This window comes from Vibrio sp. T3Y01, from assembly GCF_013114525.1.
GTDB lineage: Bacteria > Pseudomonadota > Gammaproteobacteria > Enterobacterales > Vibrionaceae > Vibrio > Vibrio chagasii_B.
The window spans coordinates 217,812-230,146 of record NZ_VTXJ01000001.1 but is presented as its reverse complement, the minus strand read 5'-3'; the positions used below and the strand labels follow the sequence as shown (position 1 = coordinate 230,146).

15 protein-coding genes are annotated in these 12,335 nt (G+C 44.4%); 9 read left to right on the top strand and 6 right to left on the bottom strand.

What is annotated here, in order from left to right; all coding sequences use genetic code 11:
* The first annotated feature begins 74 nt into the window (after window positions 1–74).
* Window positions 75–989, top strand: a complete 915-nt coding sequence (locus F0232_RS01010) for a chemotaxis protein (RefSeq protein WP_017630084.1) — start codon at window positions 75–77, stop codon at window positions 987–989.
* A gap of 92 nt (window positions 990–1,081) precedes the next feature.
* Here the strand turns inward: F0232_RS01010 and F0232_RS01005 are convergent, their stop codons facing one another.
* The 4 genes from F0232_RS01005 to hutW all read right to left on the bottom strand — a co-directional run bounded on the left by F0232_RS01005 (window position 1,082) and on the right by hutW (window position 4,443).
* Window positions 1,082–1,642, bottom strand: coding sequence for an ATP:cob(I)alamin adenosyltransferase (locus tag F0232_RS01005; RefSeq protein WP_102332676.1), 561 nt, complete (start codon window positions 1,640–1,642; stop codon window positions 1,082–1,084).
* Window positions 1,643–1,803: 161 nt separating this feature from the next.
* Window positions 1,804–2,334: a heme utilization protein HutZ gene (gene hutZ / locus F0232_RS01000; RefSeq protein ID WP_102295703.1), complete on the bottom strand. Its 531-nt coding sequence runs from the start codon at window positions 2,332–2,334 to the stop codon at window positions 1,804–1,806.
* A gap of 119 nt (window positions 2,335–2,453) precedes the next feature.
* A complete protein-coding gene (hutX, locus tag F0232_RS00995; protein WP_105058410.1) occupies window positions 2,454–2,975 on the bottom strand; it encodes a heme utilization cystosolic carrier protein HutX in 522 nt (173 codons plus the stop codon).
* Between the two features lie 58 nt (window positions 2,976–3,033).
* The gene (gene hutW, locus F0232_RS00990; protein WP_105058411.1) at window positions 3,034–4,443 is read right to left on the bottom strand and encodes a heme anaerobic degradation radical SAM methyltransferase ChuW/HutW; all 1,410 of its coding nucleotides are present in this window, start codon (window positions 4,441–4,443) and stop codon (window positions 3,034–3,036) included.
* Between the two features lie 161 nt (window positions 4,444–4,604).
* On the opposite strand from hutW, the gene F0232_RS00985 reads away from it, so the two are divergent.
* From F0232_RS00985 to F0232_RS00960, 6 genes are all read left to right on the top strand, one after another.
* The gene (locus tag F0232_RS00985) at window positions 4,605–5,420 is read left to right on the top strand and encodes an energy transducer TonB (protein WP_105058412.1); all 816 of its coding nucleotides are present in this window, start codon (window positions 4,605–4,607) and stop codon (window positions 5,418–5,420) included.
* A 2-nt stretch (window positions 5,421–5,422) separates the two neighbouring features.
* Window positions 5,423–6,124: a MotA/TolQ/ExbB proton channel family protein gene (locus F0232_RS00980; RefSeq protein ID WP_105058413.1), complete on the top strand. Its 702-nt coding sequence runs from the start codon at window positions 5,423–5,425 to the stop codon at window positions 6,122–6,124.
* Window positions 6,121–6,534 (top strand): biopolymer transporter ExbD, encoded by a 414-nt coding sequence (locus tag F0232_RS00975; RefSeq protein WP_105058414.1) that lies wholly within the window; start codon window positions 6,121–6,123, stop codon window positions 6,532–6,534. The genes F0232_RS00980 and F0232_RS00975 overlap by 4 nt, the downstream gene beginning before the upstream one ends.
* Window positions 6,535–6,683: 149 nt before the next feature.
* Window positions 6,684–7,571, top strand: a complete 888-nt coding sequence (locus F0232_RS00970) for a hemin ABC transporter substrate-binding protein (protein WP_061032211.1) — start codon at window positions 6,684–6,686, stop codon at window positions 7,569–7,571.
* A 103-nt stretch (window positions 7,572–7,674) separates the two neighbouring features.
* Window positions 7,675–8,712, top strand: a complete 1,038-nt coding sequence (locus tag F0232_RS00965) for an iron ABC transporter permease (protein WP_061032210.1) — start codon at window positions 7,675–7,677, stop codon at window positions 8,710–8,712.
* A complete protein-coding gene (locus tag F0232_RS00960) occupies window positions 8,712–9,494 on the top strand; it encodes a heme ABC transporter ATP-binding protein (protein WP_105058415.1) in 783 nt (260 codons plus the stop codon). Before F0232_RS00965 ends, F0232_RS00960 begins: the two co-directional genes overlap by 1 nt.
* Before the next feature lie 396 nt (window positions 9,495–9,890).
* On the opposite strand, the gene F0232_RS00955 is transcribed toward F0232_RS00960, so the two are convergent.
* A complete protein-coding gene (locus F0232_RS00955) occupies window positions 9,891–10,352 on the bottom strand; it encodes a TetR/AcrR family transcriptional regulator (protein WP_061032208.1) in 462 nt (153 codons plus the stop codon).
* A 530-nt stretch (window positions 10,353–10,882) separates the two neighbouring features.
* Between F0232_RS00955 and F0232_RS00950 the strand changes: the two genes are divergently transcribed.
* Entirely contained in the window at window positions 10,883–11,182 is a 300-nt protein-coding gene (locus tag F0232_RS00950) for a YfcZ/YiiS family protein (RefSeq protein ID WP_061032207.1), read from the top strand.
* A gap of 37 nt (window positions 11,183–11,219) precedes the next feature.
* Here the strand turns inward: F0232_RS00950 and F0232_RS00945 are convergent, their stop codons facing one another.
* On the bottom strand, window positions 11,220–11,516 hold the full coding sequence (locus F0232_RS00945; protein ID WP_061032397.1) for a YnjH family protein: 297 nt from the start codon (window positions 11,514–11,516) through the stop codon (window positions 11,220–11,222).
* 122 nt (window positions 11,517–11,638) lie between these two features.
* Between F0232_RS00945 and F0232_RS00940 the strand changes: the two genes are divergently transcribed.
* Window positions 11,639–12,238 (top strand): hypothetical protein, encoded by a 600-nt coding sequence (locus F0232_RS00940; protein WP_008215701.1) that lies wholly within the window; start codon window positions 11,639–11,641, stop codon window positions 12,236–12,238.
* Window positions 12,239–12,335: the final 97 nt, after the last annotated feature.

Genomic DNA, 12,335 nt, shown 5'->3' with positions numbered 1-12,335 from the left:
GTTACTTGCCGCGACTGCTATTTCCCTTTAAATTATTCTTTATAAATTAAGCGTGTAGTAAATAGGAGCCAATTATGGCCAAACCGATCAGTAAAGCGAGTCAGTCACAGGGAATGTTGATGTTCAAATTGTCCCTCACTCAAAGTTTTGCGATTGGCACGCTTAAAGTCAGGGAAATCGTGCCTTTTCAACCGATGACCCAAATTCCCTACTCTCACCACCATGTGATTGGCACCGTGACCATTCGCGACCTTACGGTTCCAGTGATTGATATGTCTGCAGCGATTGGCTTTCGCCCGATCACTCCCGCTGAATACAATGATTGTGTACTCATCGTGACCGACTGCTTAAGAACGGTCGTAGCATTCTTAGTTCGCTCAATCGATAAAATCATTGAATGTGATTGGAAGAGTATTGAATCGCCACCTGCGAGTGTCGGTCGTAATGTATTTGTGACGGGCATTACTCGTTTTGAAGATCGTATCGTGCAAATGCTCGATGTCGAACTACTGCTCTCTAAGATCTACCCAGATTACGAGAACGCGCATATTCCAATGCTGACCGATGTAGAAAGGGAGCGCCTCAAGGCACTAAACATCTTATTGGTGGATGACTCTTTGATTGCGCGTAAGCAGCTATCTGACGCTCTCGACAGCATCAACATTCCTTATAGCATCTGTAATAACGGTTTGGATGCGATTGACCTAATGCGACGCCAAGCTAGCGTGGGCAAAGCGATTGACCTTCTTGTCAGTGACATTGAAATGCCGGGATTGGATGGTTACGAACTTGCATTTGAAGTACAAAACGACAGTGCATTGAGCCATGCTTACTGTATTTTGCATACCTCACTATCGAGTGAGATCTGTGTTGATCGTGCGAATCAGGTGGGTGCCCATGAAGCGCTTGAAAAGTTCAATGCGGGTGAGTTAATCGAAGCCATGCTACGCGGCGCAAAGGTCTTAAACGACGCCTCTACGGCTGCTTAGGGCTCTTCACGAAGCTAAACCAGCATCATGCTCAATGGTTTAGCTTCTAAGTCTCTTATTTCTTCAAATATCAATAAGTATAGAGCTAATCGCTAGCCACTCTTTTTCGGCGTAGCGCTTTTGGGCATAGAATAGCTCTTACTCACGAATTCCACTTCCTCTACTTCATTGACATGATTAGTGAAAGACGCCAATGCATACAGTGTGTTCGCAACTAAGTTAGCGTATTTAAAAAGAATCGGATCCGGTGACTTTTTACTTTCATGATGCTCAATGCTCACCAAAGCTCGCACCACTTTCTTAGCCTGGCAACGACACAAATGAAGCTCACTCGATACTCGATTCCCACCAGGTAATACGAACCCTTTGAAGCCACCTTCTAACTGCTCACGGATGCGGTGGTAATCTTGCTTAAGCTCGACCAGTTCGGATTCAGTAATCGCTAACTTCCCACGTACGGAACCATTCAAATGATAGATGTTCGGCTGCAGGCGTTGCAGGATCTCGCGAACTTGTGGTTCCAATTCCAATGAAAGAACCAATCCAACTCGGCAACAAAGCTCGTCCGACAGAATCTCAAAATCACAGATAGGACTGTCTTCATAAATAAACGGGTAACAGAACTCGTCCCAATCTCGACTTACTGGTTTCACGTAGCGATCCTTACACATAAATATTAATCAAACGCCAATATACCAAACTGTTTGATTTAGTCTGCTTTTTCTCACATCAACGCCCAGTGTGTTTACAACGATTTTTAGACGTAAAAAAGCCCTCACATTGGAGGGCTTCTTAAATAACCAGTTACATGAGGTTACTCGTTAGATACTTTTTTGTGGCCTTCTTGCAAGTGAACGAAATCTACTAGATCGTCACCCGATACTTGGTATGCCTGACCAAAGCCTTTAACGAAAAGGCCGTTCTCTGCTTTCAAGTTGAATAGAGAGAAATCTTGAAGCTGGCTCAAACCATCAATGATCTCGCCGAAACGCTCTTGCATCTGGCCGATCACTTGAGTCCAAAGCTCTGTTTCACGTTCTACAACACTCGCTTGCGCATCAAACGTTAAACGCTTACGTGCGTAAAGCTGCTTTGAGCTCTCTTCATCTTCAATCATCATCAAAGAAACTTGTGGGTTCTCTTTCAAGTTACGAGCGTGACGAGCAATATCAGAAATTAGAACAAAGTAACCTTCTTGGTTTTGAACGAAGGGCGCGTAGCTCACGTTCGGGCGGCCCTCTTCATCAACCGTTGCCAGTTGGAGGGTACGGCGCTCTTGGCGAAACTCTTTAATTTCTGGACCTAGGCGACCTTGTAGACGTTCTTGTTTTACTTGCTGTTCCATGGGTAGTTCCTTACTTCGCTTTCTCTGATTTATTATGTTTGCCCGAGGTTGAGCGATCATTAGCAAACTAAACGATCCTCGAGCATTGATGTCTTATTAACTATTACTGCTGATTCTTTTTAAGCTTGTTCTTTTAGTGCTTTGAAGCGTTCTACTTGGTCAGCAATAAGCTCTCGTTTTTCATTGCGGCCTAAGTAGATCTTGAAAATGTTCTCGCCCGTTTCACTGAAGAAACCGAAGTAATGACTTTCACGACCCATGAACGCTTTGCTCACCAAACCGATCTGCTTGATGTTGTCGAGTTTCAGGTGACCATGAAGCTCGCCTTCTTTGCCCATAAGGTTGTAGTAACCACGCGCTACATTGCCTTTCGGGAACGGCGCTTTTACTTCGAAGATTGAGCCGAATGAATGCACGATTGTAGTCACTGGGCCCCAACCCACTAAACCTTCAAGAATTTCTTGAGCACGGCTGCCATCTAGCATCACTGCCATGTCGTTTGGAAAAGCAGCAACCACTTCAACCTCTGAAACTCCGAGCTTCTCAGCAATCGCTGTAGGAAGCAGTTTTGGCTCTTCTTCTAGAATGCGAGCGACACGTTGTTCTAGAGTTTCTGTCATTTCTAATGTTGTATCTGTCATTGGATATATTTCCGTATAAACGAGTAATTTACGTAAGTTTAAAATTAAAAATTCGATATTAAGCGTGCTTCAAGCTTGCATGCGGGTGAACCCCCGAACCTGATGCTTTCTGCGCTGGGTGCATCGCTTGATATTCAGCGTTAAGCACTTGAATTACACTCTGAGCTAGGCTTACTGCCCAGAAGCTGCCAGCGATTGTGAGAGTCAGGTAGTCTTCAGATAGCTCAACTAAACCATTCTGTTCCCAGTGTTCGAACAGCGGTTTTAAATAGTCGAACGTCTCTTGTCCCATAAAGCTTGGAAGTGTGCTTCTTCTAACCACACCAGAATCAAAACCGGCCTTTAATGTGGAGAACGTCGGTTCCAAGGCACTCTGTTTAGTCATCATGGCAATAGGTAATTGGCCTTGCTTAATAGACTCCATGTAGCTATCTAAAGTTCGATGTTGCATCACACCATGGCCGCCAATGTTGCCACCAGCACCACAACCAACCGGAAGCACTTCGGCATAAGTTTTCGCTAAGCTGTTGTAAATGCTGCGTTCTCGGTTATCGCGAGTCCAGTGATTTATGCTCAGCTGTTTAACTTTGTGCTTAGCCATAAACTCAACGCCCGCTAAATACATGCTTGCCTTATCGGGTGTGTTGGCCGGTGGTGGGATTTTTCCTTTCTCAACGAGATTAAGCATAGGTGCATTGCCAGCAACGATCAGTTGGTAGAGGTCAATACCGTGTGCGCCCGTAGACATGTAGTCTTCTAAATCTTGTTGGAACACATCCATCGACTGATAAGGTAATCCATACAGTAGGTCGAGAACGATCGGTGCTTGCTCAGTACGACTTAAAGAGCTGATACGTTCTAGAACCACTTCACGGTCATCTAAACGTTTCGCGCTACGTCGTACTTTGGTATTGAAGCTCTGAATACCAAATGAGAAACGGTTGAAACCACCTTCAAGTGCGCTGTCGAACATGTCATCACCGAATCGGTTGATGCGCCCTTCTAAAGTCATTTCCACATCGTTTGCTAGAGGGAAGTGTTGGCGAATAGCCTTACCTAATAGCTCGACTTGTTTAGGCGACAGATCGGTTGGTGTTCCCCCACCAATATAAACGGCATGAAACAATCCAGACTGAGCCCATGGTGTGTTGGCTTTTTGCTTGAGCTCGACCATCAATGCATCGAAATACTCGTCTACCAATTTGCGACTTGCCGCATTTTGGAAAAAATTACAGAAAGTACAACGCACTCGACAAAAAGGAATATGGATATACAAGCAACGCTTATCCTCTTTTTTCCCTTCACTCAACATCAACTCATCAAAGAGCTCCAACTTCTTGCTCGGATCAACCGGAATTGAGCTTCCTCCGGCGTGTGCAGAATGCTTTTTGGCAAACGCAAAACGAAGCGGATCAGGGCTAGAAATGCCCAAGATTGATTCGTCAAATTTATAAATATTAAGACTCATATAATCTCTCTAAACACTTACATAGCAAAGTCTGGAAGACTATTCGCTAAAAACTGAGAGAATCATAAATAGGCGCAAATGATAATGCAATTGATAATTGATCTTATTTAGATTCTAAGCAATAATCTGCTACAGAATTTAGATTTGGTAAAGGATTGAAAGTGAACGTTCCTAGGTATGTTATTGCAGGTGGCGCATCGTTAGTGATTCATGCGGCACTATTGTTTGTCGCTCAAGAATCCAAAGTATTTGCGATGCCTGCAGGTAGCCAATCGAACACGGTATCGATCAACTTCACTCCAAAGAGCATGCCTTCTCAAGCTCAACAAAAAACTGTCACTGAGCCCGTAGAACCAGAACCAATCAAAGAACCTGTTTCAAAGGCTGAGCCTAAACCAACGGAGCCAAAAGCCGCTGAACCCAAGCAAGCTAAACCAACACCTAAGAAAAAGGCGATCACCAACAAGCCACAGCCAAAGAAAGTAGAAAAAAAGGTCGTTGAAAAGAAAGTCGAGAAGAAACCGGTTCAAAAGAAACATGTGACTGAGAAAAAGGTCGTGAAGAAAGAACGCCCTAAACCAAAAACAGAATCAACACCACAACCTGAAAAGTTAGCCGACAAGAAAGTCGATAAGAATATGGACGAGTCTGCCAACCAGCCTCAGGAAGTAAACCAAGGCGTCTCAAACCAAGAGCCAGTGTTGGTCACGAAGCCATCCTTTTCTGCTCGCCCTACACCGCCAAACTACCCTCGCCAAGCACGACGTCGTGGTATTGAGGGTGTAGCTACTTACGAGATCTGGCTAGACGCTGAAGGTAAACAAGTTAAACAAGCATTAGTAAATTCATCAGGCGCACTGATGCTCGATAACGCCGCATTAGAAGCCATTAAACAATGGAAGTTCTCACCTCACACTGTCAACGGCCGAGCAATCGCTCACCGTGTACAAATACCTGTTCGTTTTAGGTTGGATTAATCATGCAACAAATCAGTTACTTACAAGATCAACTTGGCTTAATGACTTGGCCTTTACTTATCTGTTCAGCACTCACGGCAATGATCATCGCTGAGCGAACCTTCCAAGTCATGCTCAGTATTGGTGTTGGCAAGCGTGCTATTCGCCGCGAGCTCAACCAAATATCACCAACCAACAGCCAAGAAATTGAAGCGCTTGCTCAGTCGATTTCAGGTAAACGACCGCTATTGTACAAGGGCGTGTCAATGTTGCTTGCTCACCACTCTTTCTCAAAAGGGTTGCGTGAAGATGCTGCTGGTATTTGGCTACAAGAAAAACGCCACCAGCTTCATGCAGGTTTAAGACTGCTTGGTTTGATCGGCGTGATCAGCCCACTCATCGGCTTGCTTGGCACAGTACTTGGTCTTATTGAGATGTTTAAAGGTGTTGCCGCTACAACAGGCAGCATTACACCGAACGATCTAGCCGACGGATTAGGCTTAGCAATGAGAACCACGGCAGCAGGTTTGATGATTGCGCTTCCTGCTATCTCAGGGGCGCAGCTACTAGGGTTATGGGCCGATCGAGTGCTAGCTCAACTGGAGCATACATTGAACTATGTGAATGTATGGTTAGAAGGCATGTCGATTCAAACCAATCAGTCCGGCGATGTGAATAGCGCAACCGTAAACCAAGCTTCTACCGGTGATGTGAGCCAAGCATGATTAAAACGCCCAACTCATCGAACACGCAAAGCCTAGCGCCGGACTTAACGCCGCTACTCGACATCATTTTTATCGTGATGGTTTTCCTATTGCTTACGGCATCGGTAAAGCTGGAATCGCTAGAAGTTGAGCTACCAAGCTCGGATGTCAAAAACGTTTCTGAAGTCCACAAAGATTCGATTAGCGTCAATATTTTAGACCACGAACCCTACTGGGCGATTAACGGCCAAGAGTACATCGACTGGGAAAATTTCAAGATAGCCTTGTTAGAAGAGACAGGTTCTACGAATAAAAAGCCAATCATCATTGGGGCAGATAAAGCCGCCAACGTGGAGAACCTAGTGAAGTTGCTTTCATTCCTTCAAGAGAACGGCATACCAGCGACTCAATTACTCACTGACGATGACTAGAACAACTCTCTATTTTCATGAGGTTAGGCTCCTGATTGATAAGACTAAACAACCAGAACTCAGCCTCTCTTTAGATTCGAACTCACAATGCGAACGGACTGCTCACTGAGTATCTTCGCGATACAAAAAGAAAATATAAAGAACTTATTATGAACAACTTAAACGTGCTCAATAAATTAAAGACCAAGACACATCTCCTTTCAGTTGCCGCTATGAGCTTGGCACTTAGCGCACCCGCAATGGCCAACGACGCTGAACAGCCTCGAATCATCAGTGCTGGCAGTGCCGTTACTGAGTTGGTTTTGGCATTAGGTGCTGAAGAGCAGTTAGTCGCGATAGATGTAACCAGCCACTTTCCTCAAGCAGAAAACCTGCCAAAAATTGGCTACCATAGAAACCTCTCAGCTGAAGGCTTGCTTGCTCTCGAACCCACCACATTGATTGGTTCTGATGAAATGGGACCAGACAACGCTATCTCTCAATTAAAATCGGCGGGTATCGATGTAGAAATCGTCAACACCGAGGCTAACGTTGAAGGGCTACTAAAACGTATCGACCAAATCGCAAAGATCACACACACCGAAGATCACTCACAACAAGTCAAAGCCGATGTGAATCAAAAGATTGCTGCACTAAAAGCAAATCAAGTACCGAAGAATGAAGCAAAGAAAATACTGTTCCTATTGCTGCACGAAGGTCGCCCTGCGAACGTTGCTGGCGGTGAAACATCACCAAATGCGATCATTGAGTTGGCTGGCGGTATCAACCCAGCCGCTCAAAGCCTTACATCTTACAAACCATTATCAATGGAATCGCTTGTCGAAATGCAACCTGATGTCATTTTAGTGAGTGGCCGTAGTTACCAAAAAATGGGCGGCGCTGATGCGATTCTTAAATCATTACCCATGTTAGCGGCAACCCCTGCAGGTATGAACAAGCAAATCATCACCGTGAATGGCAGTGCTTTGGTTGGTGGGCTTGGCCTAGAAAGTCTCTCTGAAGCCAAGCGTTTAAACGCACTTATCTACCCGCTATAACTCGACCACCCTATTTCTGCTATCGCTAATCCACTCCCCCTCACCACAGACTCACGTTGTTAGTAAAGGGGGTTAAAGTTAGAGATAGATATTGAGGCCCTTTATGTTGTTACGATCCGTCCCACTGAAAACATCGATGTTCGGCCTAGGTGCAACCCTAGCTTTTGTCGCACTGTACTCGATTACTGTTGGGCCAATGAACATTAGCTTAGCGGACAGCGCCACAAGCTTAATTCAACCAAACAATGACTTAGCACCTCACATCAACTTGGTGATTCAAGAAATTCGCTTACCTAGAACCATCTTGTGCATGCTGATTGGTGCAATCCTCGCCTTGTGTGGCGCAGTGATGCAGGGTTTGTTTAGAAACCCACTTGCAGAACCTGGCATCATCGGTGTGTCTGCGGGCGCAGCATTAGGTGCGGCATTGGCTATTGTTTTGTTTTCTGAGCTTTCACTTCAATACCCGGCATTCATGAACTTTGCCGCAGTGCCTGTATTTGCCTTTTTGGGTGGCGCTCTAACCACATTGCTGGTTTACAAACTTGGTACTGGCAAATTCGGCACCTCAGTGACTATCATGCTATTGGCAGGTGTGGCGATCAGCGCACTTTCAGGTGCAGGGATTGGCTTCTTAAACTTCATCGCAGATGATCAAATGTTGCGTGACCTGTCGCTATGGTCGATGGGGTCATTAGCAGGCGCTAAATGGTCAGGGATTATACTTGCTGCTGTCACCCTCGTTGGTCTATTCGTCGTTTTCTACCGCCAAGCAATGTCTTTGAATGCCTTACTCTTAGGTGAATCAGAAGCGCAACACCTAGGCATTCCAGTTCAAAAACTGAAACGACAGCTGATTCTACTGACGGCTGCAGGCGTTGGGATCACCGTTAGCCTGTCCGGCATGATTGGCTTTATCGGGCTGGTGATCCCTCATTTAGGCCGCATGTTAGCGGGTCCTGATCACCGAGTTCTATTGCCATTGTCAGCGGTGCTAGGTGCACTACTGTTAACAGCGGCAGACATGTTCTCACGCGTTGCTCTTGCACCAGCCGAATTACCGGTAGGTATTGTCACTGCGATTATTGGCGCGCCCTTCTTCTTGTACCTACTATTCCAACAGAAAGGGAGAATCCTTTAATGTTTCCTGCAGCGTTAAAAGCAACCGACATCGAAGTGAAGTTCGGCAGCAAAGTGATTTTAGATGGCGTTTCTATTGAGATTGAAGCAGGAAAGGTAACCACACTACTTGGGCCAAACGGCGCAGGCAAAAGCACACTGCTCAAAGCCTTATGCCAAGAGATATCAAGTATCGGCGACATTCAATATTTTGGGCATGCTAAAGACAAATGGCCTTCACACAAGTTGGCGAAACATCTGGCTATGCTTCCTCAACACAGTACGTTGACCTTCCCATTTTTGGCACGCGAAGTTGTCGAGCTTGGTGGCATTCCACTGCAAGAGTCAAACAAAACACTGACCAACATCGCGAACCAAAAAATGGACATCGCCGATGTATCTCACTTAGGAGAGAGGCTATACCCTTCTCTGTCTGGCGGTGAAAAGCAGAGAGTTCACTTGGCTCGAGTACTCACCCAACTCCACCACTCTGGCGATCAATGCATCTTAATGCTCGATGAACCCACCTCTGCATTAGATCTTGCCCACCAGCACAACACGCTAAAGATCGCGAGAGAACTTGCAGACAATCATAATGCTGCCGTTATCGTGGTATTGCACGACCTCAACTTAGCGGCTCAGTACTCAGACCGATTGGTGGTTCTGAAAGATGGCAACCTAGTGTGCGATGGCAGCCCTTGGGAAGCGCTCAAGCCGTCAATGATTGAGGATGTTTATGGATATAAAAGCATCGTAGAAAAGCACCCTACGATGAGCTTTCCTCAGGTACACCCAGCACAATAAACTCGATTTAGATCCTGCTCATTTTGAGCACCCTCTACTAATAACAATTAAGCCACTATAAGCCTCGATTTTATCGAGGCTTTTTTTATTGGCTCATAGCCTCTCTCTCGCCTTAAACTCAATTTTATTAGCAACCATAGCAATGAACTCCAAAACGCCTCACTAAGAGCGCTTGAGGCTCTATAAGTGAACATTATCAATTAGGGTTGCTTAGCTTTTCACAGTAAGGGCGAAGGAAGGGCATGAATGTAAACGGTTAAAAAGAAAAGAAATAACGACCTTGGATACAAAGAAATCAGATAAAGAAAGCGCGGTGAGTACGATGGAAAAAGAACAAGAGTACAAACGATAGGCACAAAAAAAGCTCCCGTAGGAGCTTCTTTCAGAATGCGTTGATTATTGGCTCATACGAATCAATGATTTACCAATCAACCACTCAAGTTCTTTACCGCTTGTATCGCCAAACTGAGTCTCGGTCAGCTTGTAAAGACGATCTATACCGTTCGCCGCAAATTCGTGCGCGCTTTCAGCAGTAACGATATGATGGAAAAGTAAACGTAAGATTGCTAGGAACTCCGCGTCTTCAAGCGCTTTAACCCAGCTAGCTGAAAATGCATCAAGACCATTTTCGAAATCAATGTGCTCCATGAACATCTTAAAGATTCGACCGTCTAGAGCAGCTGTGAAATCTGTTTTCTTTGGAAAGTGGTGGCTTATACCTGTACGAGAAACGCCCGTTTGCTGACTCAACGTCGTGTATGACATCTTGTCGTAACCCAACCTTAGTAACTGGTCTACAACGGCATCCATGATCTTCTGGATTGTGATTTCTGTATCTTCTTTACTACGCTTTGGCATATTCAGGCTCTTCTCTTTGTAAATCCATCTAACTCAATCAAATGAAGTCAGAATGAAAATTGTTATCAGCATTATGTGAGCAAGGCATTTTTTCGCAAGTATTTCCATTAAAATACCCGCCAGTACTTCGCATAAACAACTTTACAGTGCTGCCTCTTTGGGCACTTTGTCTAATTATTCTTCGAAAGTAACCTTACCGCTCTAAGTGGTTAATCTAAAATAACTACTTAGAATATCAAATACCCAACAATAAATTCATTGTATAAATACCTATCAAGCAATAGATAGTCTTATAAAATTAGTCACGACGCAACTAACTGAATGATATTCTAACAAATTAATGACACTGCTTTTCAACAAAACATGAGATAGATCACATACATATTTGTCGGCGCGAATGTACATATTCATTTAATCCCACAACAAACAACATAGCATACCAGTACAAATTAGTTCAAAGATTTTAATTTTTGTAGATACAGTTCAAATTGCTCGTTAGAATAACCTCAGATTTTGTAAGAGGATTATTTATGAGCCAAGATATTGGTAACAACGACGTATGTGAAGCTTGCGGCTGCGCGGGCGAAATCGGGTTCATCATCAAAGAAGGCGACGATGTTGCTGAGGTAACGGTTTACGGTAACTCAAAAGCCCTAATTGAAACTGAATTTGCAAAGTACGTAGAGCTAGCAAAGCAAGTATCTAGCAATGTTGAGTATGAAGCGTCAGAAATGACCGAAGAAAGTACTGAATTGCATGCACGCTTCAAGTTCGAAGTAAGCGCAGAAAAGATTATTTTCGAACTTAAGACTCGCTCTCTAGCGCGTTAATATAAGCATTTATGCTCTTATATAAAGACGAGTAAAATTACTCGTCTTTTTTTATTTGTATCCAAGCAAGTGCCCCATTCGTTTCAAAATCGTTTTCCGCAGCACACTGAATCACAACACCAGAGACTTCGAGTACCGCTCCAATACTGTATGCCTTGTCATCGTAATAACAAACTCGTTGCTGTTGACCGCTTTGAGTAACGACCACCGCAGCCTTCCCCGGCGTTGAAATTACTTTATTCGCATTGGCAGGCATTGAGCAAAACATTGCACTTGCTACCAAGACGCTCTTAATTATTTGTATATTTACTCTAGTCATCCATTTACCTGCCATTGTCGCTGAATTTCTGATTAGCCAAACGATTTCTATTTTATCTACCGCCAAATGGGTAAAACACTGTGCGAGAATAATTTTTCCATTATAGTGTTAACGTCTATCGTAATAAGAAGCCTGTTATGCTCAGAATAATTGCACTTATTATTGGTTCTTTAACCATAACAAATGTCAGTGCAGAACCAATCGATCACTATCAAATATTGAACCATCTGGACAATTACGGAAACTTATATCTCCGAAATAAGCCTTACACAGCGCTTCCAACCGGTTTAGTGGTCGATGGTAATCTTAATATCGAAAACACCCCGATCACACGTTTACCTAAAGGGCTTGATGTTAACGGCAGCCTCAAGGCTTCTAATAGTCAGCTAACCAGAGTAGCAAGTGGTGTAAAAATCAAAGGCTACGCCGACTTCATGGGGAGCAAAATCACCAGCTGGCCTAAAGGTGTAAGAGTCGGCGGGTTCATTAATTTCACTGACACTCCATTGCAAAGGCTGCCCAACGGCCTGCGAGTGAGAGGCGACCTCAGTGTGATTCGCACCCCTTTAACCGAACTGCCGAATGGCATTGTGATTGATGGTGACCTGTATATCGGCGGCTCAGCAATTACTGCATTCCCAGAAACGATGACGGTGAAAGGCAATATCTATTTAGGTGGCAACACCGTCACGACTTGGCCAACAAATTTAGAACTTGGCGGTGCAGTGGCGCGCTAGCCTTGCCTATGGCTTAGCCTCTTACCATCAAAAAGTATAAGTAAAAAACAAAAAAGGAGCTCAAGGCTCCTTTTTCAATTCAATCAATTAAGCGAAA

What these genes read in the sequence shown, in the direction of transcription:
- F0232_RS01010 (WP_017630084.1), top strand. Translation starts at nt 75, where the DNA reads ATGGCCAAACCGATCAGTAAAGCGAGTCAGTCACAGGGAATGTTGATG.
- hutZ (WP_102295703.1), bottom strand. Translation starts at nt 2,334, where the DNA reads ATGGAACAGCAAGTAAAACAAGAACGTCTACAAGGTCGCCTAGGTCCA.
- hutX (WP_105058410.1), bottom strand. Translation starts at nt 2,975, where the DNA reads ATGACAGATACAACATTAGAAATGACAGAAACTCTAGAACAACGTGTC.
- hutW (WP_105058411.1), bottom strand. Translation starts at nt 4,443, where the DNA reads ATGAGTCTTAATATTTATAAATTTGACGAATCAATCTTGGGCATTTCT.
- F0232_RS00980 (WP_105058413.1), top strand. Translation starts at nt 5,423, where the DNA reads ATGCAACAAATCAGTTACTTACAAGATCAACTTGGCTTAATGACTTGG.
- F0232_RS00975 (WP_105058414.1), top strand. Translation starts at nt 6,121, where the DNA reads ATGATTAAAACGCCCAACTCATCGAACACGCAAAGCCTAGCGCCGGAC.
- F0232_RS00970 (WP_061032211.1), top strand. Translation starts at nt 6,684, where the DNA reads ATGAACAACTTAAACGTGCTCAATAAATTAAAGACCAAGACACATCTC.
- F0232_RS00965 (WP_061032210.1), top strand. Translation starts at nt 7,675, where the DNA reads ATGTTGTTACGATCCGTCCCACTGAAAACATCGATGTTCGGCCTAGGT.
- F0232_RS00960 (WP_105058415.1), top strand. Translation starts at nt 8,712, where the DNA reads ATGTTTCCTGCAGCGTTAAAAGCAACCGACATCGAAGTGAAGTTCGGC.
- F0232_RS00955 (WP_061032208.1), bottom strand. Translation starts at nt 10,352, where the DNA reads ATGCCAAAGCGTAGTAAAGAAGATACAGAAATCACAATCCAGAAGATC.
- F0232_RS00950 (WP_061032207.1), top strand. Translation starts at nt 10,883, where the DNA reads ATGAGCCAAGATATTGGTAACAACGACGTATGTGAAGCTTGCGGCTGC.
- F0232_RS00945 (WP_061032397.1), bottom strand. Translation starts at nt 11,516, where the DNA reads ATGGCAGGTAAATGGATGACTAGAGTAAATATACAAATAATTAAGAGC.
- F0232_RS00940 (WP_008215701.1), top strand. Translation starts at nt 11,639, where the DNA reads ATGCTCAGAATAATTGCACTTATTATTGGTTCTTTAACCATAACAAAT.